The sequence below is a fragment of the Sinomonas sp. ASV486 genome (assembly GCF_030908215.1).
Taxonomy (GTDB): domain Bacteria; phylum Actinomycetota; class Actinomycetes; order Actinomycetales; family Micrococcaceae; genus Sinomonas; species Sinomonas puerhi.
Genome location: NZ_JAVFJK010000004.1, coordinates 20,885 through 42,846 on the forward strand (window position 1 = coordinate 20,885; position 21,962 = coordinate 42,846).

The window sequence follows — 21,962 nt, forward strand, 5'->3', positions numbered from 1 at the left end:
ATCGCTCCAATCTGTCGTTATCTAAATGTGACAATCATGAGATCTTCCCGTAGGGTGATCTGGTGCCCGCCCCACGGTGTGCACCCCCCAGGCCCTGTTCGCCGAGCTCTGCCGACTGCCTGGGAGGACATGTCAAGGCAGAGACGGAGGACCCACAACCGGGCTGCGCCCGCTCGTCACGAGCGTGTGGTGCGGCCTTGGGGTGAAGCCCAGGCCATTGGCCGGGCCGGATGACTCTCATTCGAACCCGACAGCTAACTTCGCAGGCGCCAACGAGAGGCCCTACCGTTTTGAGCAAGTCCCCCGCCCGCGCTGCCGCACGCCCTCATGGCCGACGCCGCGCTATTGCCCCCGCCACGTCCGCCCTGGCCCGCGCAGCCTCCAAGTCCGGCATCAAGCCCGGATCCGACCGCTTCGGCCACCGCAGCGCGGTGGTTGCCCTCTCCCTCGGCCTCCTGGCTGTAGCAGGAGGCGGCGCCGCTGCGACCGCCAACGCGACTGATCTGGCCCGCACCTCGACGACCACGCCGACGGCGTCAGCCTCTGCCACCGCTGAGGGTCCGAGCGAGCAGAGCGTCCTCGCCCAGGCCGCCGCCGAGGCACGGACCGCGGCCGAGGACAAGGCGGCGGCCGACAAGGCTGCTGCCGATCAGGCCGCAGGAGCGAAGGCCGCGGCTGACAAGGCTGCCGCGGACAAGGCCGCTGCCGACGCCGCCGCGCAGGCCGCACCGCCGCAGGCCGTCACTGACCCGGCCGGCGCACAGGCGTACGCCGCGAGCCGCCTCGCCGCCTACGGCTGGGGCCAGGATCAGATGAGCGCTCTCATCACACTCTGGAACAAGGAATCCGGCTGGTCCACGACCGCCACGAACGCCTCGAGCGGCGCTTACGGCATTGTCCAGTCCCTCCCAGGCAGCAAGATGGCCAGTGCCGGCGCCGACTGGCAGACCAACTACAAGACCCAGATCGAATGGGGCCTGAACTACATCAAGGAGCGCTACGGCTCCCCCGCCAACGCCCTCGGCTGGCACCTCGCCCACAACTGGTACTGAGCCGCCACCTTCCCCCGTTGCGGGGGGCCCGGCCCCGGGCGCCGGGCCCGGCGGCGGGGGCCCCCCCCCACGACGGCGCCGCTCGCCTCACGCTCGAGGTGGGCGGCGCCGTCGTGCGTCACCGCCCACATCGACCGCTCCCGCGCTGCTGGGTTGAGGCACGGCGAAGGCTCATCGCGGCCGAGGCCGACGTGGCTATCCGCGGCCGGCGAGGGCGAGAGAGACGAGCGAGAGGAGCGGCAGCACGCCTTGGACCGTCGCGGCCCGGGCCTTGGTGCTGTCGCTGAGGATCAGGACGATCGCCGCGGCGAACATGGAACCACAGGCCATGACGAGGAGTGCGCGGGCCGCCTGATGGAAGGCCGGGACCCAGAGGACCAGGCCCGCCCCCACGAGTGCGCCGACCGCGAGGAACAGGTTGTAGAAGCCCTGATTGAACGCGAGGAGCCGCGTGGTCTCAGCCTCGTCGCGGCTGCGGACGCCGAACGTGCGCATGGTCGATGGGTGGGTCCAGCGGACCGACTCGAGCACGAAGATGTACACGTGCAGCGCGCCGGCCATCGCGGCGAGGACAGCTGAGGCGATGAGCATGGCGCCAGCCTATGCTCATCGCCTCAGCGAGGGTCCCGCGGGCGGGGGTGTCAGTTGGTCCCGGTGATCGCGATCGTCTGGGCGGCGAGGCCGTCCTTGAGCGCGATGACCATGACGGTCTGGCCCTGGGCCAGCGAGGTCGTGGTCGAGGACTGGCTGCCGCTGCCCGAGCCAGCCTGGCCTCGCACGGCACGGGCCCCGATCTGGGTGCTGGAGGAGATCGCGTAGGACTGCTCGAACCCGTCGGTGCTCTTGACGGTCACCGACTGCCCCGAGACGGCCGTGACGGTGCCCGTCTGCTCGACCATGGTCACGTTGGTGTTGTTCTGCACGACGACGAACTCGCCATGCAGCACCTGGCCGAGCAGGCCCATGCCGAGCCCCGCCGCGCCGAAGCCGCCGCGCGCGCTGCCGTCCTGGCTGCCGAGGCCCTGGCCGTTCTGCGCGCCGTTCTGGCCGCCCGGCCCACCCTGGGCCGCGCCTTGGCCGCCGAATCCCTGGCCTCCGGCGGCGAGCCCGTTCGCGTCCGCCGAGGATGAGGTCGCCGCCCACACCGCGGCGCCGGCACCGCCCGCGATCACCACCGCCGCGGCCGCGGCCGCCAGACCCTTCTGAGTCGTGGTCAATCCGTGCCAGCGGCTGCCCACCGATCGGGGGCCCGACGGGAGCTGCGCGCCCCACCCCGTGCCCTGCTGGGGATAGAGCTGCTCGGGACCGCCCCAGCCTTGCGCGGGCTGACCCGGCTGACCGTATGCAGGCTGGCCCTGCTGCGGCGCACCCCAGCCCTGCGCGGGCTGACCCGGCTGACCGTATGCAGGCTGGCCCTGCTGCGGCGCACCCCAGCCCTGCGCGGGCTGACCCGGCTGACCGTACGCAGGCTGGCCCTGCTGCGGCGCACCCCAGCCCTGCGCGGGCTGATTCGGTTGGTTGTAGACGTTCTGGTCCTGCTGCGGCGCACCCCAGCCAGCGGCGGGCTGCCCGCCTGCTGCCGGCTCGGCGTCGTGCGTCGCGGCGCCATCGGCGACGGGGCCCTGCTTCGGGGAGCCCCACCCGACCGCAGGCTGCGGCACGGTGCCCTCGGGCGGAACCTGGTTCCCCGGGGCTGGCGCGTTCGCTGGATCGTTCGACATGAGGCATCCTTCGTCGTCTGGTCAGGTGACTACCCCAGAATCCAGAACCACCCTGTGCTCCCCCTGTGCCGCTCGAATGGGCCGGCTGTGGTTTGCAGGGCGTCCTGCGGCGGCAGAAGCCATGGGTCCCCGGGATACGCGACGTCGCGGCGCTAGGCTTGCCTCCACAGTCCATTCACAGCCGCCGCTCAGGCTCGGGCTACATCTCACAGGGAGGCTGGAACCATGGCAAGCCCCTTCTCCACCAACAATCTGCCCGCCCTCACCCACCCGGATGGCACGCCCATCCGTGCCCTCGTGGTCGACGACGAGCCGAGCCTCTCCGAGCTCATGAGCATGGGCCTGCGCATGACGGGATGGAGCGTCCAGGTGGCGTCCGACGGTCCTTCCGCAGTCAAGGCCGCGAGGGAGTTCAGGCCGGACGTCCTCGTGCTGGACGTCATGATGCCCGGGTTCGACGGGGTCGAGGCCCTCACGCGCATCCGGCAGTTCCTGCCCGAGGTACCCGCACTGTTCCTCACGGCGAAGGACGCTGTCGAGGACCGCATCACGGGCCTCGCGGCGGGCGGCGACGACTACGTCACCAAGCCGTTCAGCATGGAGGAAGTCATGCTCCGCCTGCACCGGCTCGTGCAGCGCTCCGGTGTGGCCGCGCAGGACGACGCCGAACTCGTCGTCGGCGACCTCGTGCTGAACACGGACACCCGCGAGGTGACCCGCGGCGGCGAGGACATCCAGCTCACGGCCACCCAGTTCGAGCTCCTGCGCTACCTTATGGAGAACCCCAAGCGCGTGGTGAGCAAGTCCCAGATCCTCGACCGGGTGTGGCAGTACGACTTCGGCGGACAGGCCAACATCGTGGAGCTCTACATCTCCTACCTGCGCAAGAAGATCGATGTGGACCGTGCGCCCATGATCCACACCGTCCGCGGCGCCGGCTACGTCATCAAGCCAGCCGAGGCGTGAACACCCAGGAACGAGGCGTGAACGTGGGAAAGCTCTCGGGCGCCGAGCCGCGTTCGGGGCGCAGCTGGCTCCATCCCGACACCTGGCACCTGCGCACCAAGCTCGTCATCGTGACGACGCTGCTGCTCGTGGGGATCTGCACGGTGGTCGGGGCCCTCCTCTACGCAACGATGGACCGGGTCCTCACGCAGCAGCTTGACGGGCAGCTCGCCCAGGCGAGCTATCGGGCCGCCGAGTACGGCACACCCGGCCGCTCCTCGGGACCGAGTCGCGACCCCCTCGACGCGCCCGGCCAGGGTGCCGGGACGCTCAACGCGCGCATCAGCAACGGCGTCCTCGTCACGAGCGGGCTGCGGACCTCCGACGGCACGCGGGTGGCGCTCACGCCGTCCGACGCAGCAACGCTCGCGTCGCTTCCCGTGGCCTCCCAGCAGACCGGCGGGCCGGGCGCAGACCTTCCGACCGCCGTCGAACGCCGTCTGAGCGCGGGCTCCTACCGTCTGGTCGCGGTCAAGACGGCCTACGGCGACGTGGTTGTGACCGGCCTGCCGCTCGCGTCCACGGAGTCGACGCTCAACTCCCTCGTGCTCACAACCGTGCTCGTCTCCCTCGGCGGGCTCGTGCTTGTCGGGCTGATCGGCACCGTGGTAATCCGGCGCACCATGAAGCCTTTGGACGAGCTCTCACGCGTTGCCGGACAGGTCGCCCAGTTGCCCCTCGACGCCGGCGAGGTGGCCCTCGCGATGCGTGTGCCGCAGGCCGCCGCGAACCCCGGGACCGAGGTGGGGCAGGTGGGCAATGCCCTCAACCGCATGCTCGACAACGTCGCCGGGGCCCTCGAGGCGCGGCAGGCCTCTGAGATGAAGGTGCGGCAGTTCGTCGCCGATGCCTCGCACGAGCTCCGCACTCCACTCACGGCCATCCGGGGGTACACGGACATGCTCAAGCTCACGGAGCCGCTCACGGACCAGGGCGCCGAGTCGCTGGGCCGGGTGGAGACGCAGTCCCTGCGCATGTCCCGGCTCGTCGAGGACCTCCTCACGCTCGCGCGGCTCGACGAAGGGCAGCCCCTCAAGCGCGGCCCCGTGGACCTCACGCAGCTGCTCGTCGAGACGGTCACGGACCAGAAGGTCATTTCGCCGGACCATGTCTGGCGGCTCAACCTCCCGGAGGATCCCGTGGAGATCACGGCCGACGGCGCGAAGCTCCACCAGGTGCTCGTGAACCTGCTCAGCAATGCACGCAAGCACACCCCGGCGGGCACCACCGTGACCGCGTCCGCCGGGCGGTCCGCCCGCGGCGACGCCGTCCTGACGGTGACCGACAACGGGCCCGGGATCCCGGCTGACCTCCAGAGCACGGTATTCTCGCGATTCGCTCGGGCAGACAAGGCCCGCACGTCTGGGGGCGAGGGGTCCACGGGGCTCGGCCTTTCGATTGTCGACGCGATCGTCAAGGCCCACGGCGGGTCGATCGACCTGACTTCCAAGCCGGGCCGGACCGAGTTCGCGGTGTACCTGCCGGGGGCGTTGAGTACAGCGGCGCCGGCGCCCGCACCCGCCGGGTAGGGCCTGCCTTGCGCTGGCGGCGCCCGTCGGGCCGATGGCCGGCGCCCGGCGCATGGCATGCCCTGACCGGCATGACAGGCGCTTCCGCGGGCCTGTTGTGCCGCGCAGGGCCTGTTGTGCCGCAGAGGCGGTCATGGAACGCACGGCTCGCGATGACCGCGCGAGGCCAGGACTCAGGTCGGGGACTGGGCCGACTCGGCGCGGGCAGAAGCGCGGGGGCCGGGCTCCGTCTCGTGCAGGCTGCTGCGCGTCGCCATGAATACGCCCGCGAGGACGAGGACAGCGCCGACGACGATAAGCGGCGTGAGCGGGTCGCCGTGCAGGCTCACGCCGAGCGCGAGGGCCACCACCGGGTTCACGTACGCGATCGCGGTGGCCCGCGCGGGCCCGGCGTCGGCGATGAGCCGGAAGAACAGCAGGAACGCTATGGCTGTGCACACGAGGCCCAAGAGCACGAGCGATCCGATGGCCAGCCCGGACGGGGTCTCGGCGGGCCAGGACAGGGCCGCGAACGGCGCCGAGATGAGCGCGGTGACACTCAGGCACGCTGCGGTCAGGGGCAGGGTGGGGACGCCCCGAAGCCTGGTCGCGGCCACCTGCGGCGCCACCGCGTAGCAGACCGCCACCAGCATCATCTCGATGACAGGCCACGGGCCGGAGGCCTCCATGCCGCCCCCGCCGAGGGCCGCCACGCCTCCGATGGCCACCACAAGCCCCACGATCCGCAGCGTCCCGATTCTCTTCTCGAGCCCGATGAGACGGGCCACGACGAGCGCGAGCACGGGAGCGAAGGCGATGAGGAGTCCGGCGAGGGAGCTCGTGATGAAGCGCTCGGCATCGCTGAGCAGGAACCACGCACCGACCATCTCAAGCAGGGCGAAGACGAGAACGGGCCACCGGTGCTGCCACACGGTGCGCATGCCGCGCAGGGCGAAGGGCAGGAGCACGACGGCGCCGATCGCCGTACGCGCAAACACGACGACGGCGGGGCTCACCTCGGCGACGGCCTGGCTGATGAGCAGGTAGGGGATCCCCCAGATGAGGCTCATGGCCACAAAGAGGATCCAGGCTCGGCGGCTCATGCGGGGATCACCCGAGCAGCAGTGGTGTATGTCACGAGCACACTCTAGGCCCGCCCTCCGACATCTCTGAACGATTCGGCCCACACCGAATCCTCCCCGCCCCCGCGCGCTCTTGCCCCTCACAGTCGGCGCACAGGATCGCTCTAAGGCCGTCACAACCCCGAACGGGACAGTGGATTCATGACGCTCACGGACCCCACCCTCACGGAAGCCGCCGCCAGCGCCCCGGCCACGGGAACAAACCCGGCCACGGGCTCCGGCGGGCCGATCCCGCAGGCGGCGAGCGGCGTCGTCGTTCATCCCGGATTCCACGCCGACACGCCCCAGCTTCCCCGCCTTCGGCCGGGCACGGCGATCGATGTCGGCGCGCTCGACGCCGCCGGCATCCCGGTCCTCGACGTGACGATCCCCGTGTACAACGAGGAGACGGACCTCGAGGAGTGCGTGCGCCGGCTCCACGCCCACCTCGGACGAGCCTTCGAGCACGGCTTCCGCATCACGATCGCGGACAACGCCTCGACGGACGGCACACTGCGCGTGGCTGAGCGGCTGGCCCGCGAGCTGCCCGAGGTCCGCGCGGTGCATCTCGAACGCAAGGGCCGCGGCAACGCGCTGCGCACCGTGTGGCTCGCCTCGGACGCACCGGTCCTCGCGTACATGGACGTGGACCTCTCGACCGACCTGAACGCGCTCGGCCCGCTCGTGGCCCCGCTGCTGTCCGGCCACTCGGACCTCGCGATCGGCACGCGCCTCGCGCGGACGTCCCGCGTGGTGCGCGGGCCCAAGCGCGAATTCGTCTCGCGCTCCTACAACTTCCTCCTGCACTCCCTGATGGGCGCCGGCTTCTCCGACGCGCAGTGCGGGTTCAAGGCCATCCGGGCCGATGTGGCCCAGCAGCTGCTCCCCCACACCCTCGATACGGCGTGGTTCTTCGACACCGAGCTGCTGGTGATCGCCGAGCGCTGCGGGCTGCGCTGCCACGAGGTTCCTGTGGACTGGACGGACGATCCCAACTCGAAGGTCGACATCGTCCGCACCGCCCTCGACGACCTCCGCGGCATGTACCGCCTCACCACGGACATGGCCCGCGGCCGGATCCCCCTCACCGAGCTCCGCGCGGCTCTGGCCCGCGGTCCGCTGCCGGCCGGCGAGCGCCTGGCCGAGGCCGGCCCTCGGCAGAGCCTCTTCGGGCAGCTCGCGCGGTTCGCGGTGATCGGTCTCGTCTCGACCCTCGCCTACGCGGCGCTGTACGTGCTCGGCCGCGAGTTCATGGATGCCCAGGCATCCAACTTCGTCGCCCTCCTCATCACGGCGGTGGCCAACACGGCAGCGAACCGGCGCTTCACGTTCGGCGTGCTCGGTTCAGCACGGCTCGGCCGTCACCATTTCGAGGGGCTCATCGTCTTCGCGATCGGCTGGGCGCTCACGGCGGGTGCCCTCATGTGGGTCCATTCGCTCACCCACCCCGCCACGTGGATCGAGCTCGGCGTGCTCATCGTCGCCAACCTCGCCGCGACCGCCGTCAAGTTCCTCCTCTTCCGCCATTGGGTCTTCCGACGCCGCCCACACCCTCAGGGTGTGACCTCCAGAAGGTGACCACCAGAAGGTGACCCCCAGACGAAACCTGCTGACCGAAAGGCCAACCCCATGACCACCTCCGTAGCCCCCGGCACCACGTCCTCCCCCACCCCAGGGTCCCCGGATGACACCACCGAGTCTCCAGCCATCCGCGGCGAGCGGACGACGTCGGGCGCCTCCCGCCGTCGTCCGCTCACCGCAGGCGCCGGAGGGCGGCCCGATTGGCGCCGCGTCGCGTTCGGCCTGGACCAGCCCCGGTGGGTACGCCCGTCGGCGTTCGGCCTCATCGTCGCCTCGGCGTTCGTCTACCTGTGGAACCTCACCAACTCCGGCTGGGCCAACGAGTTCTATGCCGCCGCGATCCAGGCCGGCAGCAAGGACTGGACTGCGTGGTTCTTCGGCTCGATCGATGCCGGCAACGCCATCACCGTGGACAAGCCCCCGGCCGCGTTCTGGATCCCCGGCCTGTTGGGACGCATCTTCGGCTTCAACTCGTTCACGATGCTCCTGCCCGAGGCGCTCATGGGCGTCGCGTCGGTGGCCCTCATGTACGCGGCGGTCAAGCGCGTGAGCGGCCCCGCGGCGGGGCTCATCGGGGGCGGCGTGCTCGCGGCCACACCGGTCGCGGCGCTCATGTTCCGGTTCAACAACCCGGACGCGATGCTCACGTTCTGCCTCGTGCTCGCCGCCTACCTGACCGTTCGCGCGATCGAGAAGGCCGGCTGGAAGTGGCTCGCTGCCGCAGGTGCAGTCATCGGCCTCGCGTTCCTGACCAAGATGCTCCAGGGCGTCGTCATCGTCCCCGCCCTCGGGCTCGCGTACCTGTGGGCCGCGCCGACCACGCTGCGCCGACGCCTCGCGCACCTGTTCGGCGCGCTCGGCGGAATCATCGCCGTCGCAGGCGCTTACATCCTCGCGTTCACACTCACCCCGACGAGCATTCGCCCCTACATGGCGGGCTCGCAGACCAACAGCTTCCTCGAGCTCACGTTCGGCTACAACGGCCTTGCGCGCATCTTCGGCACCCGCGGAGCGGGAGGCCAGGCGGGAGGGCAGGCGGGCTTCGGCGGCGCGACTCGGGGAACCGGGTCCGCGGCCGACGCCGGTGCTGCCGCCGCCTCGGGCGGTCTGGGAGCCTCTGGCGCCGGCGGCTTCGCGGGCGGCGCGCCGGGAGGCGGCGGACCGGGTGGCGGCAACGCGGGCTTCGGCGGGAGCGCCGGGATCCTGCGCATGTTCGGCTCGAGCTTCGGCACCGAGATCTCGTGGATCCTGCCTGCAGCACTCATCCTCCTCGTGGCCGGCCTCTGGTTCACCCGCCGCGCGGTCCGCACCGACCGCGTCCGCGCGTCCCTCATCGTGTGGGGCGGATGGACGCTCGTGACCGCAGGCGTGTTCAGCTTCATGACCGGCACCGTGCACCCCTACTACGCGATTGCCCTCGCCCCCGGCATTGCCGGTGTGGTGGGCATCGGCGCGGCCGAGCTGTGGCGAGGGCGTGCGTACTGGCCCTCGCGGATCGTGCTCGCCGTCGTGGTGCTCGGCACGAGCCTCTGGGCCGCAATGCTCCTCGGGTCCAACGCGTCCTGGCTCCCGTGGCTGCGCGTCGTGATCGTGGTGCTCGGGGTCCTGGCGGCCGCCGGATTCGTGATCCGGGTGGACCGCCTCCAGTCCGGCCGGTTCAAGACGGGCGCGGTGGCCCTCGCCGTCGCCGCGCTCCTGGCCGGTGGACTGGGCACGGCCTCGTTCACGCTCGCCACGGCCTCCATCGGGCATAGCGGCGCGATCCCCACGTCCGGTCCCACAGGCAGCGGCGGCTTCGGCGCCCGCGGCGCGGGCTTCACCCAGTTCCGCGACCGCACCGGTTCCGGGACCTCGGCTACGGGCACCGGCAATGGATCGGCCACGCAGGCCGGCGCGGGACAGCAGGGCGGCCCCGAGGGCGGCACGGCGTCGAGCGAACTCGTCGCACTCCTGCAGCAGACCACCACCAAGTGGTCCGCGGCGACCAACGGCTCCAACTCGGCGGCGAGCCTCGAGCTCGCCTCGAACACGAACGTGATCGCCATGGGCGGCTTCACCGGCAGCGACCCGTACCCGAGCCTCGACGAGTTCAAGGCACTCGTGGCCAAGGGCGATGTCACCTACTTCATCGCCGGCGGGGGCATGGGCGGCGGATTCGGCGGCCGCGGGGGCAGCGACACCTCGGCGATCACCCAGTGGGTCGAGGCGAACTTCCAGGCGCAGACCGTTGGCTCCACCACCGTCTACAAGCTGGTGGGCTGATGTCCAGCTCGCTCGACTACGAGTCCCCCGTCTCAACCCCGCCCGGGGGTCGGACGCCCCGCCCGAACCGTCTGGGAGTCACCTCCTGGAGGTCAAGTCTCGCGGGTTCCGCGGTGCGGCAGGCTGCGGCGGCCGGAGCCGTCCGGCGGCGGCTGGAACTCGTCGTCGTGCTCGTGGCGATGGCCGCTCTCTACCTGTGGAACCTCTCGGCGAACGGCTGGGCCAACGCCTTCTACTCGGCGGCCGCCCAGGCCGGGAGCCAGAACTGGGAGGCGTTCTTCTTCGGATCTTCGGATGCGGCGAACTCGATCACGGTGGACAAGCCCCCCGCCTCGCTGTGGATCACGGCCGTGTCAGTGCGGGTCTTCGGGCTCAGCTCATGGTCAATCCTCATCCCCGAGATCCTCATGGGCATGGCCACGGCGTGGATCCTCTACCTCGCCGTGCGGCGCGCCGTCCGCCCAGCGACCGGAAGCGAGACCGCAGCCCACCGCGCGGGCCTGCTGGCCGCCGTCGTGCTCGCCCTGACGCCGGTCGCGGCGCTCATGTTCCGGTTCAACAACCCGGACGCGCTTCTCGTGCTGCTCATGACCGCGGCGGCCTACGCCACCGTGCGCTCCGTGCAGGATGCGAAGGCGAGGTGGATCGTCCTCGCCGGTGTCCTGCTCGGGCTCGGGTTCCTCACGAAGCAGCTCCAGGTGCTGCTCGTGGTGCCGGGGTTCGCCCTCGCGTACGTGTGGGCGGCCCCGCACGGGCTCGGGCGCCGGCTCCTCCACCTGCTGGCCGCGCTTGGGGCGATGATCGTGGCCGCGGGCTGGTGGATCGCTGCGGTCGAGCTCACTCCGGCGAGCGCGCGGCCGTTCATCGGCGGCTCCCAGACCAACTCGATCCTCGAGCTCACGTTCGGGTACAACGGCTTCGGCCGGCTTGACGGCAGCGAGGTCGGCTCGGTGGGCGGCGGCAATGGCTGGGGCCAGACCGGGCTCATGCGGCTGTTCTCCGACTCCTTCGGCGGCCAGATCGCATGGCTCCTGCCCAGCGCGCTCCTCGTGGGCGCAGCCGTCCTGTGGGCCGGCCGACGCGCGCCGCGCACCGATCCAGTGCGTGCCTCCGTGATCCTGTGGGGCAGCTGGGTCCTCGTCACGGGCCTCACGTTCAGCCTCGCGGCGGGCATCATCCACGAGTACTACTCGGTGGCACTCGCCCCCGGCATCGCGGCGCTCGTCGGCATCGGCGGCGGGATCCTGTGGCAGCGCCGGCGCGCGCGGTTCGAGGCCGCAGCACTCGCCGCGGGGGTTCTGGCCTCGGGCCTCATGGGCGCCCTCCTGATGGGCCGCGCGACGGGCTTCCTCGCGTGGCTGCCGCCCGTCCTCGTCGTGGCGGGGATCCTCGCGGCCCTCGGCGTGCTGGCCCCCGCATTCGGCGCCCGCCTCGCCCCGCGCTGGGTGGCGTGGGCTCCGCGCACGACGGCGGCACTCGCCCTCGTCGCGTCCCTCGCCGGGCCCTTCGCGTTCACCGTGCAGACCGTCTCGACCCCCCACACAGGCGCGATCGTGAGTGCCGGGCCGTCCTCAGGATTCGGGTTCGGGGGCCGCGGCGGGTTCAACCCAGGGCTCGGCCAGGCCCAGCGGCAGTTCGGCCAGGGCGGCGCCGCAGCCCCGCAGGGCTTCGGCCAGACGGGTGGGACGGGCCCCGGTGGCACGGGCCCCGGAGGGACGAGCCAAAGCGGCTTGGGCGGCGGTCGCGGAGGCGCCGGCGGGCTCCTCGGCGCGAGCACGCCGTCGTCCGGGCTCACGGCCGCCCTGCAGAATGACGCGTCCGCGTACACGTGGGCCGCGGCGGTCGTCGGATCCAACAACGCAGCCGGCTACCAGCTGGCGTCCGGCCTGCCCGTCATGGCGCTCGGCGGGTTCAACGGCACCGACCCCTCGCCCACCCTCGCCGAGTTCCAGCAGCTCGTGGCGCAGAAGAGGATCCACTGGTTCATCCCCGCGAGCATCATGGGAGGCAGCTCCGGCTCGAATGCGGCTGCGCAGATCGCGGCGTGGGTCCAGGCGAACTACACGGCACAGACCATCGGCGGCGCCACGGTATACCAGCTGGGGTGATCCGCGGGAGAACGGTACGCCCCGGGGGCCCGCCCCAAGGGCGAGCGCTTGCTCAGCCGCCGCCGAGCCTGCGTTCGAGGTAGGCCCGCTCGACCTCGTTGTCCGTGAGAACGAGCGCCTCCTCGTAGGCGATCCGCGCCTCGTCGAGCCTCCCGATGCGCCGCAGGAAGTCGGCTCGGGCGGCTGCCAAGTAGCCATAGCGGGCGAGCTGCGGCTCGAACTCGAGCCGGGCCATGGCAGCGAGACCCGCCGCGGGGCCGTCCGCGAATCCGACGGCGACGGCCCGGTTGAGCGCCACGACGGGGGACGGCCAGAGCCCGAGGAGAACGTCATACAGTCCGACGATCTCGCGCCAATCCGTGGCCTCCCAACTCGACCCCTCGTCATGCACCGCCGCGATGGCCGCCATGAGCGCAAACCGGCTCAGGGGGCGACGGCGCAGCGCCTCCTTCGCGAGCGCCGTCCCCTCCCGCATGGCCCGGCGGTCCCACAGGGCGCGGTCCTGGTCCTCGAGGGGGATGAACGCGCCGTCCGCCCCGAGGCGGGCGGCGCGCCGCGCGTCCGTGAGGACGATGAGCGCGAGGAGTCCGGCAGGGCCGGGCTCCTCAGGGAGGAGGCGGTGGAGCAGGCGGGCCGTCTCGTGGGCTCGCTCCATCAGATCGGCCCGCACGAGGTCTTCTCCGGCGGGGGCCGTGTGGCCGACCGTGAAGATCATGTGCACCACGTCGAGGACCGTCTCCAGCCGCTCGGGGAGCTCGTCGATGCCCGGGACGCGGTAGGGGATACGGGCCTGTGCGATCTTCTTCTTGGCGCGCGTGATCCGGGCGGCCATCGTCGGCTCCGAGACGAGGAAGCAGCGCGCGATCTCCGCCGTCGTGAGGCCGCACAGGAGCCGGAGCGTGAGCGCCGCGCGTGCCTCGGGCGCCAGCGCCGGGTGGCAGCACGTGAAGATGAGGCGGAGCCTGTCGTCGGCGGGGCTGTCCGAGCCCCACGGACCATCGGACGGGTCCGCGGGTTCCGGGCCGGGGTCGTCCTGCCCGACAAGCTCGGGGAGATGGCGGGCTGCGGTCGCGTCGCGGCGACGCGCGTCGAGCAGGCGGCGACGGGCCGTCGTCGTCAGCCAGGCCCCGGGCCGGGCGGGGATCCCCGTGGACTCCCATGCGGCGAGGGCGCGTACGTAGGCGTCCTGGACGGCGTCCTCCGCCTCGTCGATGCTCGCGGCGAAGCGGAGGGTCGAAGCGAGGACGAAGCCCCACTCCGCCCTGTGCGCCTCCGCCACCGCGGCGGCGACCTCCGCCCGTGTCGGCACCGTCAGGACCGGACCCGCAGCGGACGCACCTCCACCCCGCCGCCCCACGGCTGCGGGATCTGCCGCGCGACCGAAATCGCGGCGTCAAGATCCGGGACGTCGATGAGGAAGTACCCGCCGAGGGCTTCCTTCGTCTCAGCGAACGCCCCGTCCGTGACGGCGAAGCTGCCGTCACCGTCGCGGCGGACGGTCGTGGCCGTCCCAGTGCGCTGCAGGCCGGCGCCGCCGAGCAGCACGTGCTGGTTGTCGGACATGAACTTCAGGAAGCTGGGATCGACCTCGTCACCCACCGGCTCGGGGAAGCGAGCCTCGTCGGTGTAGATGAGGATCAGGTATTCGGACATCGTGTTCCTCCTTGTAAGGATGGGACCGGGCTGGCCCTCACCTACCCGACGCGTACGACCTTGCGCAATCGACAGCCCAGACCATCTCGGGCCCCTGCCACCACGCTAGGGGCGCACGACGCCGCGTGGAACCTCCCGCGGACCGCCGCCTCGTGGACATCCGCGGGCTCGGGTGAGCGTGGGGTGCCGCAAGAGCTGCTGCGGCGGCTACCGTTGGGCGCATGGCGGATTCTGAGATCCTGCACGTGGACGGGCCCGACGGCGCTCGAGACGTCAAGCTGAGCAGTCCCGACAAGGTGCTGTGGCCCGGCGTCGAGGGCGGCGGACCCATCACCAAACGCGACCTGGCCCAGTACCTGATCGCGGTGGCATCCCCGTTCCTGCGCCTCAACGGCGATAGGCCCATGACGCTGCAGCGCTTTCCAGAGGGGATCGAGGGGGAGGAGTTCTTCTCGAAGCGTCCGCCGCGTGGCGCGCCGCCATACCTGAGGACTGTGACGTGCACCTACCCGTCGCATCGGCGTCACGACCAGCTCGTCTTCGATGAACCCGCTGCGCTGGCCTGGGCAGCACAGATGGGAACGGTCACGTTCCACCCGTGGCCGGTGCGCACGGCCAATCTGGACAACCCGGACGAGCTCCGCATCGATCTGGACCCGCAGCCCGGCCGGGCGTTTGGCGACGCCGTCATCGCGGCCCAGGCCCTGCGCGAGGTCATGGCAGAGGCCGGCCTCACCGCCTATGCGAAGACCTCAGGCAATCGGGGGGTCCACGTCTACGCGCGCATCCGGCCCACGCACGAGTTCCAGGATGTGCGGCACGCCGTCATCGGCATCGCACGCGAGTTGGAGCGGCGCATGCCGGAACTGGTGACGACGTCCTGGTGGAAGGAGGAGCGCGGCGAACGCGTCTTCGTCGACTTCAATCAGGCCAACCGCGACCGCACGATCGCCGCCGCCTACTCGCCCAGGCCCCTGCCGCACGCGCCGGTCTCCACCCCGCTGACGTGGGACGAGCTGGCCGAGGCGGACCCTCGCGACTTCACGGTCCGCACGGTTCCGGCGCTCCTGTCCTCGCGGGACTGCCCGTGGGCGGACATCGACGCCGCTCCCGGCGATGTCGCTGGCGCGCTGGCCCTGTGGGAACAGGACCTCGAACGCGGACTCGGTGAGCTCAACTTCCCGCCCGACTACCCCAAGATGCCCGGCGAACCGCCGCGGGTCCCGCCGAGCCGGCGCAAGGCTGACCGTGCGGACTCCGAATACACGGCGCCGAAGGCGGAGCGGGACGCCGAGTGGGGCACCGCCATCGCGCCGCCGTATGGGCCGATGCTGGCGAAGCCGGTGAAGAAGCTCCCCGAAGGCGACTTCCTGTACGAGCCCAAGTGGGATGGCTTCCGCTCCATCGTGTGGCGCTCCGGCGACCGGGTAGAGATCGGATCGCGGAACGCCCTGCCCATGACCCGCTACTTTCCGGAACTCGTCGAAGCCTTCGTGCGGAACCTGCCCGACCACTCCGTCATCGACGGCGAGATCATCCTGATCGACCCCGCGTCCGGGGATCGGCTCAACTTCGACGCCCTTCAGCAGCGCATCCACCCGGCGGCCTCGCGCGTCGCCAAGCTCAGCGCTGCGACGCCCGCCAGCTTCGTCGCGTTCGACCTGCTCGCGCTGGGGCAGGTCGACTACGTCGCGCGTCCCTTCCGAGAACGGCGCACGGCGCTCGAGGAGGCGCTGAAGGACGCCGAGCCGCCGGTCTACCTCACCCAGGCGACCAAGGACCCCGCTCTGGCCCTCGAGTGGTTCAGTGCGTTCGAGGGGGCTGGCCTGGACGGCATCATCGCCAAGCCCCTCGGAGAGCTCTACGCCGAGGACAAGCGGGTCATGTCCAAACTCAAGCATGAGCGAACGGCGGACTGCGTCCTCGCCGGCTACCGGCTGTACAAGGACGAGCCCGACGCCATCGGGTCCCTGCTCCTGGGCCTGTACGACGCGGGCGGCCAGCTGTCTTCGGTGGGGGTCATCGGGGCCTTCCCGATGACCCGCCGCCGCGAGCTCTTCACGGAGCTGCAGCCACTCGTCACGACGTTTGACGGCCATCCGTGGGCCTGGGCGCAGCCCGCAGACGTGACCCCCGACAACCGCGACCAATCGATCCCCCGCACTCCGACGGCGGCGGCCCACTCCCGCTGGAACGCGAACAAGGATCTCTCCTTCTCCCCGCTGCGCCCGGAACGGGTCATCGAGGTGCGGTACGACCACATGGAGGGCGACCGTTTCCGCCACACCGCACAGTGGGTGCGGTGGCGGGAGGACCGCACGCCTGAGTCGTGCACCTATGGCCAGCTCGAGGAGCCGGTCAACTACGACCTCTCCTCGGTGCTGGCCGGGAACCAGTAGCATTCCCCGGGCGCCTGCTCCCCCGCCCCGGGTTCAGCCGTTGGGACGGTTCGGCAGATACTGGATGGCCCACCGGTTGCCGTCGGGATCCTCGAACCTCACAAAGTGCCCCCAGTCCAGGATCTGGACATCGCTCACGGCCACCCCCCGCGAGGCGAGCTCGTCATGGGCCTGGTTGATGTTGCCTACGACGATCTGGAGCGCCGAGGTGCCCGGCGGGACGGGCGCGAGGCCCTCGCCGAACGCGATCGAGCACGCGGACCCGGGCGGCGTGATCTGCACGAAACGCAGGTTCTCGTTCACACGCTGGTCATAGTCGAGGTGGAAGCCCACCTTGTTGACGTAGAAGTCGATCGAGCGGTCGACGTCGCTGACGGGGATGAAGGCCAATTCGAGTTTCCAGTCCATGCGGCCAACGCTAGAGGCGCACGACGGCGGGCGGAACCTTTCGCGGGCGCGCTGCGGACAGTATTGGTCCGCAGCCCCGCTGAGGATTCTTTTCCGCGGCGAGTGACCTTTCCGGGCTGCGGGTCGGTTCAGAGCATGTAGGCCGCCGCAGCGCGGCCTGTCCACTGGCCTCGAACCCCCAGGAGCTTTCCATGTCTGTCTTCACCGTGCTCGCCTCGAGCAAGATCGCGGCGGGCGCAGCCGCCCTCGGCGCCCTGACTGTTGGCGGCGTCGGCACCGCTGCCTACACCGGCGCGCTGCCCACCGATGCCCAGCAGGTCGCGCACCAGATGATCGGCGCCCCCGCCCCGGAGCCTGTCCAAGACGCGCAGGCCGCCGCGTCGGCCGCGGCGGCAAAGGCCGCTGCCGACAGCCAGGCCCGCGGAGCCCAGACCGCTGGCTCGGCCACCTCCACGACCTCCGAGGCCGCCAGCGACGCGGCGGCACACGCCGCGCAGTCTGCCACGGCGTCGGGGGCCGCAGACCTCGACGTCGTCGGGCTCTGCCACGCGAACGCGCAGGGAAGCCTCGACGCGGCCTCGGCGGGCTACAAGAGCCTGGTCCTTGCCGCGAAGGGCGAGGCCAACCTGTCCGCCTACTGCAGCGGTGCCGGCCAGTCCGCCTCCGCCCAGGGAGCAGGGTCCGGGGACATGAACGCGGCCCTCCCCAACACGCCGGGACTGCCGTCCGCGTCCTCCCTCCCGGGCCAGGGCACGCTGCCGTCGGAGCCATCGGTACCGGCGTCCACCCCGTCCCTCCCGGCCACCGTGCCGGCGCTCCCGGCAGCAGCCCAGCCGGGAACTCACCAGTAACACCCCGTAGTAGGCTGGCTCACCGTGCCAGCGGGGTCCCGCCGGAAGCGGGACCCCGCTGACACCGCCCAGGCGCGCGGCGGGGTCGCTCCCCGACTGCGGACGCGCCGAAAGTCAAAGAACAGGATGCGCTGGTTGCAGACAGCAGAAGGCCCCGGGCCCGTCGACACTGTGGAAGGCCACGGTGGCCCGACCGCGCTCTTCACGGCCGCCTACCGCGCGTTTTCGGGTCCCGTCAGGGGTTATCTCCACGCGCGGGGCGTCGACGACCCAGACGCCGTCACGCACGATGTCTTCCTCGCGCTCTACACCAGGATGAAGCCGCCCAAGGGTGCGGGCTCGCCGGGGGTCTCCGGCGGGCTCGACGGCGCCAAGGCGCTCGCCTTCACGATCGCCCACGGCCGCGCGGTAGACCACCACCGGCGCCGCGCACGGACCCCGCACCTCGTACCGCACGAAGCGGAGACCGACCCTCGCCGGGCCCCCACGACCCCCGAGGACTCAGTGGTCGAGACCAGCGGTGCGCTCGAACTCCTCGACATCCTCCCCGACGACTACCGCGAGGTGCTCCTCCTGCGTGTAGTCGCGGACCTCTCGATCGAGCAGACTGCGGCGATCATGGATCGGACCGCCGGAGCGGTCAAGCAGCTCCAGCGCCGGGCCCTTACAGCACTCCGCAACCACGTGCCCACAACAGAACTGAGCAGGCCATGACTTCTGCACATGATCCGGACGAGACGAGCGTCGTCGACGAGATCCTCGCCGGCATGGAGGCCGGGGACGCCCACTCGCTGCGGCCGGTCCTCGCCGAACTGCGCTCACTCGCGGAGGCAGGTCCGGTCCCTCCGAACCGCCGGCTCGCCGCGCTGCTGGCCGAGGCAGAGTCCAAGCCCGCGCCCGTCGTGGACCTCGCGGCCGCCCGGAACGCGCGCACAGCCTCCGCCCGCTCGTGGCGTCGCCGCCCGGTCGTGACGGCAGTGGCCGTTGCCTTCGCTGCGGCGGCCGCGACGGCGGGGGCTGCCGCCGTCGCCCAGAACCGCGTGGATGCCGACGGAGCCATCTCGTCCATCATCAGTTCCGTCGCTGGGCATCCGAGCACGGCTGCCACGACGGCTCCGGGCACACCGCCAGCCGTCGAGACCCATCTGGCCCCCGCTGCGCCCTCCCAGGACAGCACGACCGCGCCAGCGTCGAACCCCCCAACCGTGGCCAGGGATTCCACCGTGCCGAACGGCCGGTCATCCGCCAGCGCGCTGCCGCTTCCCACGCTGCCGGTGGACGGGACCTCAATCGCGCCGAGCCCGGCGCCTTCGTCGCCGAACCTCGTCCCGCTGGCGAAGCCTTCGGGGATCCTTCCGAGCGCCCCGCCACTTCCTGGTCTGCCCTGACGCCTGGGTCACCGCACCCGAGGAGCCAGGGCAGAACCTCGGCTACTTGGCGAGGCCGTAGAGGCGGTCGCCGGCGTCCCCGAGGCCCGGCACGATGTAGGACTTCTCATTGAGGCGCTCGTCAACCGAGGCGAGGACGATCCTGACATTCGCATCGCCGAGGCTGTCCTCGAGCCGCTTGAGGCCCTCGGGCGCGGCGAGCAGGCAGATGCACGTGATCTCGCTTGCTCCCCGGCGGAAGAGGAACTTCATGGCCTCGATGAGGGTGCCGCCGGTGGCCAGCATGGGGTCGAGCACAAACACCTGACGGCCCGTGAGGTCCTCGGGGAGGCGCTCGGCGTACGTGACGATGTCGAGGGTCTCCTCATCCCGCGCCATGCCGAGGAAGCCGACCTCTGCCGTCGGAACGAGCTTGACCATGCCCTCGAGCATGCCGAGGCCCGCTCGGAGGATCGGCACCACGAGCGGAGTCGGCTTCGTGAATGCGGTGCCGACCGTCGTGGTGATGGGCGTTTCGATCGTGACCGGCTCGGTGCGCACTTCCCGGGTCGCCTCGTAGGCCAGAAGGGTCACGAGCTCTTCGGTCAGCTGGCGGAAGACGGGGCTGGGCGTGTTCTTGTCCCGCAGGACGGTCAGCTTGTGGGCCACGAGGGGGTGCTCGACGACGAGAGTTCGCATGCCAGAGAAACTACCAGTCCCCCGCGTACACCTCACCCCTGCTGGGAGGAGGCCGACGGCGGCAGTCCGGCACCGCCGTCGTGCGCGCCCGGCGCACGGGCCGCAGCATTGCGCGACTGCCGAACGAGATGGAAGAACTGGTGCGCCATGACCACGATTGTCAGCCACGCACACCCAAGGAACCATGCGGCGACAACGTCGGTGAGCCAGTGGTGGCCCAGGAACACCCGCGAGAGCCCGATCGCGAGCGCGTACAGTCCGCCGAGGCCGATCGCGACCGCGCGGACCCAAGCGTGGTGCACTTGGAGGCAGATGAGGTAGACGACGATCCCGGCGAGAACAGTCGCGTTGAGGGTGTGGCCGCTCGGGAACGACGGCGAATGCTCGTAGGGCGGGACTGCGAGGTCGAGCGGCGGGCGGGCGCGGTCGGTGACCTGCTTGCCGAAGACGGTCACGAGCAGCGCCCCGATCCCTGCAGCCGGGATGAGGACGAGGGGGAGCCAGTGACGCATCCACACGGCGAGGATGATCATCGCCACGGCGGCGACGATCGGCGCGATCACAGCGCCGCCGACGTCCGTGAAGGCGGTGACGGCGGCATCGGCCCAGGGCGTGCGGAGGGTGATGGCGAAGTCGAGGACAGGCTTGTCGAGCGCCCCAAGCGCATCATGCTCGACTACCGACTCGTACACCTCGCCGCCAGCCCACGAGAACCCGACGACGAGGGCCGCGCCCACCCCGAGGAGCATCCACATGGACGCGTTGGGGCCGACTCTCCGGGCCAGGGCATCGACGAAGCGGTGCAGCGCACTCCGCTCCCGCATCATGCCTCCCTCGCTGTTCCTCGGCTGCCTCGGCCCGAACCTATCATTGGTGCCATGCCCGCCACCCGACCCAACTCGCCTGCGCCGGAGACTCTCCACGAGTCGTGGATGCGGCGTGCGCTCCATGAGGCACAGGCGGCAGAGACCACGGGGGACGTGCCCATCGGTGCCGTCGTGATCGGGCCGGATGGCCGCGTGCTCGCCGCAGGGCGCAACGAACGCGAGGCGACCGGCGACCCGACGGCGCACGCCGAGGTCCAGGCGATCCGCGCCGCCGCTGCCGCCCTCTCGCACGACGGCGCGGGCGACGGCTGGCGTCTGGCCGACTGCACTCTGGTGGTCACTCTCGAGCCGTGCGCGATGTGCGCGGGGGCAATCGTGCTCGCACGCATCCCGCGGGTCGTGTTCGGGGCATGGGACGAGAAGGCAGGGGCGGCGGGGAGCGTGTTCGACATCCTGCGCGAGCGCCGGCTCAACCACTGGGTCGAGGTGTACCCGGGCGTCCTCGAGGAGGAGTGCGGGACGATCCTACGGGAGTTCTTCGCGGCGCACCGCTGACGTCCCGCGGCTTCACGGCTGCTCGCGGCGGGCCGCGCGCCGGTAGCCGAGCCCCGTGACGACGGTCATGAGCACGAACCATCCGACGACGATGCTCCAACTGCGCAGGGGGCTGAAGTCCGCGGAGACCCCCAGGAAGTGGAGTTCGTCCTTCGGCGCGAGCGAGGTCCAGACCAGGAGGCCCAGATGGTGCGTCGGGATCCACGGGGCGACGTCGCTGAAGACCTTGGGAAGCACGGACAGGGGCATGAAGTACCCCGACAGGAAGGAAAGCGGGAGGAACACGAGGTTGACGATCGTCGTGGCGGCGCGTGTGCGCACCCAGTAGGCGATGGCCGTCCCCGTCGTGGCGAACGCGACCGACCCCGTCACCGCGATCGCCGATGCCGCGGCCCACGGCCCGAGCTCGAACCTGATCCCGCCGAACAGGGCGACGGCGCTGATGAGCAGCACGATGCCTACGGAGAAGACGATATTGAGCACGAGCTTGCCCACGAAGTAGGCGATCATCGGCATGGGCGTCGCGAAGAGCCGTCGCAGCCAGCCCTTGGCGCGTTCCTGCGCAATGTCGCCGCCCATCGAGAAGAGTGCCTGGCTCACGACCCCGTAGCAGGAGAACGATCCGAAGAGGATTACGCCGACCCCCGTCCCCGACGGCAGTCTCTGGCTCGACTGGGCGAGGCCGAACATCGCGAAGAGGATGGCCGGCAGCACCACGACGCCGACCAGGTACTCGGGCGTGCGGAGCACCTTGACGACCTCGGTCCAGCTCTGCGCCCACAGCGCGGCCGCGAGGCCGCCTCCCCGGCGGGCGGTCGGGCTCAAACGACGTTCCGGAAGGGCGG

At 71.0% G+C, this 21,962-nt stretch carries 20 protein-coding genes and 1 riboswitch; of the genes, 11 read left to right on the plus strand and 9 right to left on the minus strand.

Annotation, left to right across the window (positions count from 1 at the left end; genetic code table 11):
• Nucleotides 1–89: 89 nt before the first annotated feature.
• Nucleotides 90–284, plus strand: a riboswitch (cyclic di-AMP (ydaO/yuaA leader).
• 6 nt (nucleotides 285–290) lie between these two features.
• Nucleotides 291–1,052, plus strand: coding sequence for a hypothetical protein (locus tag RBS60_RS06675; RefSeq protein WP_307956763.1), 762 nt, complete (start codon nucleotides 291–293; stop codon nucleotides 1,050–1,052).
• Between the two features lie 195 nt (nucleotides 1,053–1,247).
• On the opposite strand, the gene RBS60_RS06680 is transcribed toward RBS60_RS06675, so the two are convergent.
• Nucleotides 1,248–1,643 carry a DUF1304 domain-containing protein gene (locus tag RBS60_RS06680; RefSeq protein WP_307956764.1) on the minus strand — a complete coding sequence of 132 codons (396 nt, stop codon included), beginning with the start codon at nucleotides 1,641–1,643 and terminating at the stop codon, nucleotides 1,248–1,250.
• A 50-nt stretch (nucleotides 1,644–1,693) separates the two neighbouring features.
• Nucleotides 1,694–2,773: a hypothetical protein gene (locus RBS60_RS06685; protein WP_307956765.1), complete on the minus strand. Its 1,080-nt coding sequence runs from the start codon at nucleotides 2,771–2,773 to the stop codon at nucleotides 1,694–1,696.
• A gap of 225 nt (nucleotides 2,774–2,998) precedes the next feature.
• On the opposite strand from RBS60_RS06685, the gene RBS60_RS06690 reads away from it, so the two are divergent.
• A complete protein-coding gene (locus RBS60_RS06690; protein WP_307956766.1) occupies nucleotides 2,999–3,739 on the plus strand; it encodes a response regulator transcription factor in 741 nt (246 codons plus the stop codon).
• A gap of 23 nt (nucleotides 3,740–3,762) precedes the next feature.
• Entirely contained in the window at nucleotides 3,763–5,307 is a 1,545-nt protein-coding gene (locus RBS60_RS06695) for a HAMP domain-containing sensor histidine kinase (protein WP_307957086.1), read from the plus strand.
• 173 nt (nucleotides 5,308–5,480) lie between these two features.
• Here RBS60_RS06695 and RBS60_RS06700 read toward each other — a convergent pair whose 3' ends face one another.
• Nucleotides 5,481–6,389: a DMT family transporter gene (locus RBS60_RS06700; RefSeq protein WP_307956767.1), complete on the minus strand. Its 909-nt coding sequence runs from the start codon at nucleotides 6,387–6,389 to the stop codon at nucleotides 5,481–5,483.
• Between the two features lie 180 nt (nucleotides 6,390–6,569).
• Between RBS60_RS06700 and RBS60_RS06705 the strand changes: the two genes are divergently transcribed.
• The 3 genes from RBS60_RS06705 to RBS60_RS06715 are packed head-to-tail and all read left to right on the plus strand — an operon-like array spanning nucleotide 6,570 to nucleotide 12,358.
• Nucleotides 6,570–7,985 (plus strand): bifunctional glycosyltransferase family 2/GtrA family protein, encoded by a 1,416-nt coding sequence (locus RBS60_RS06705; RefSeq protein ID WP_307956768.1) that lies wholly within the window; start codon nucleotides 6,570–6,572, stop codon nucleotides 7,983–7,985.
• Nucleotides 7,986–8,036: 51 nt separating this feature from the next.
• Nucleotides 8,037–10,250: a glycosyltransferase family 39 protein gene (locus tag RBS60_RS06710; protein WP_307956769.1), complete on the plus strand. Its 2,214-nt coding sequence runs from the start codon at nucleotides 8,037–8,039 to the stop codon at nucleotides 10,248–10,250.
• A complete protein-coding gene (locus RBS60_RS06715; protein ID WP_307956770.1) occupies nucleotides 10,250–12,358 on the plus strand; it encodes a glycosyltransferase family 39 protein in 2,109 nt (702 codons plus the stop codon). The genes RBS60_RS06710 and RBS60_RS06715 overlap by 1 nt, the downstream gene beginning before the upstream one ends.
• Nucleotides 12,359–12,410: 52 nt before the next feature.
• Here RBS60_RS06715 and RBS60_RS06720 read toward each other — a convergent pair whose 3' ends face one another.
• A complete protein-coding gene (locus RBS60_RS06720; protein WP_307956771.1) occupies nucleotides 12,411–13,667 on the minus strand; it encodes a sigma-70 family RNA polymerase sigma factor in 1,257 nt (418 codons plus the stop codon).
• A gap of 2 nt (nucleotides 13,668–13,669) precedes the next feature.
• On the minus strand, nucleotides 13,670–14,011 hold the full coding sequence (locus RBS60_RS06725) for a YciI family protein (protein ID WP_307956772.1): 342 nt from the start codon (nucleotides 14,009–14,011) through the stop codon (nucleotides 13,670–13,672).
• Between the two features lie 221 nt (nucleotides 14,012–14,232).
• Here RBS60_RS06725 and RBS60_RS06730 point away from each other — a divergent pair, with 221 nt between their 5' ends.
• On the plus strand, nucleotides 14,233–16,410 hold the full coding sequence (locus tag RBS60_RS06730; RefSeq protein WP_307956773.1) for an ATP-dependent DNA ligase: 2,178 nt from the start codon (nucleotides 14,233–14,235) through the stop codon (nucleotides 16,408–16,410).
• Nucleotides 16,411–16,443: 33 nt separating this feature from the next.
• On the opposite strand, the gene RBS60_RS06735 is transcribed toward RBS60_RS06730, so the two are convergent.
• Nucleotides 16,444–16,818, minus strand: a complete 375-nt coding sequence (locus tag RBS60_RS06735; RefSeq protein WP_307956774.1) for a VOC family protein — start codon at nucleotides 16,816–16,818, stop codon at nucleotides 16,444–16,446.
• A gap of 191 nt (nucleotides 16,819–17,009) precedes the next feature.
• Here RBS60_RS06735 and RBS60_RS06740 point away from each other — a divergent pair, with 191 nt between their 5' ends.
• The 3 genes from RBS60_RS06740 to RBS60_RS06750 all read left to right on the plus strand — a co-directional run bounded on the left by RBS60_RS06740 (nucleotide 17,010) and on the right by RBS60_RS06750 (nucleotide 19,057).
• Nucleotides 17,010–17,669 (plus strand): protein tyrosine phosphatase, encoded by a 660-nt coding sequence (locus tag RBS60_RS06740; RefSeq protein WP_307956775.1) that lies wholly within the window; start codon nucleotides 17,010–17,012, stop codon nucleotides 17,667–17,669.
• 135 nt (nucleotides 17,670–17,804) lie between these two features.
• The gene (locus tag RBS60_RS06745; protein WP_307956776.1) at nucleotides 17,805–18,383 is read left to right on the plus strand and encodes a sigma-70 family RNA polymerase sigma factor; all 579 of its coding nucleotides are present in this window, start codon (nucleotides 17,805–17,807) and stop codon (nucleotides 18,381–18,383) included.
• Nucleotides 18,380–19,057, plus strand: coding sequence for a hypothetical protein (locus tag RBS60_RS06750; RefSeq protein WP_307956777.1), 678 nt, complete (start codon nucleotides 18,380–18,382; stop codon nucleotides 19,055–19,057). Before RBS60_RS06745 ends, RBS60_RS06750 begins: the two co-directional genes overlap by 4 nt.
• A 42-nt stretch (nucleotides 19,058–19,099) precedes the next feature.
• On the opposite strand, the gene upp is transcribed toward RBS60_RS06750, so the two are convergent.
• Both upp and RBS60_RS06760 read right to left on the minus strand, forming a co-directional pair.
• Entirely contained in the window at nucleotides 19,100–19,735 is a 636-nt protein-coding gene (gene upp / locus RBS60_RS06755; protein ID WP_307956778.1) for a uracil phosphoribosyltransferase, read from the minus strand.
• Nucleotides 19,736–19,767: 32 nt separating this feature from the next.
• Complete coding sequence (locus RBS60_RS06760) at nucleotides 19,768–20,559, minus strand: phosphatase PAP2 family protein (protein ID WP_307956779.1); 792 nt, start codon at nucleotides 20,557–20,559, stop codon at nucleotides 19,768–19,770.
• Nucleotides 20,560–20,613: 54 nt separating this feature from the next.
• Here RBS60_RS06760 and tadA point away from each other — a divergent pair, with 54 nt between their 5' ends.
• Nucleotides 20,614–21,117: a tRNA adenosine(34) deaminase TadA gene (tadA, locus tag RBS60_RS06765; RefSeq protein WP_307956780.1), complete on the plus strand. Its 504-nt coding sequence runs from the start codon at nucleotides 20,614–20,616 to the stop codon at nucleotides 21,115–21,117.
• 12 nt (nucleotides 21,118–21,129) lie between these two features.
• On the opposite strand, the gene RBS60_RS06770 is transcribed toward tadA, so the two are convergent.
• Nucleotides 21,130–21,942 carry an ABC transporter permease gene (locus RBS60_RS06770; protein WP_307956781.1) on the minus strand — a complete coding sequence of 271 codons (813 nt, stop codon included), beginning with the start codon at nucleotides 21,940–21,942 and terminating at the stop codon, nucleotides 21,130–21,132.
• Between the last annotated feature and the right edge of the window lie 20 nt (nucleotides 21,943–21,962).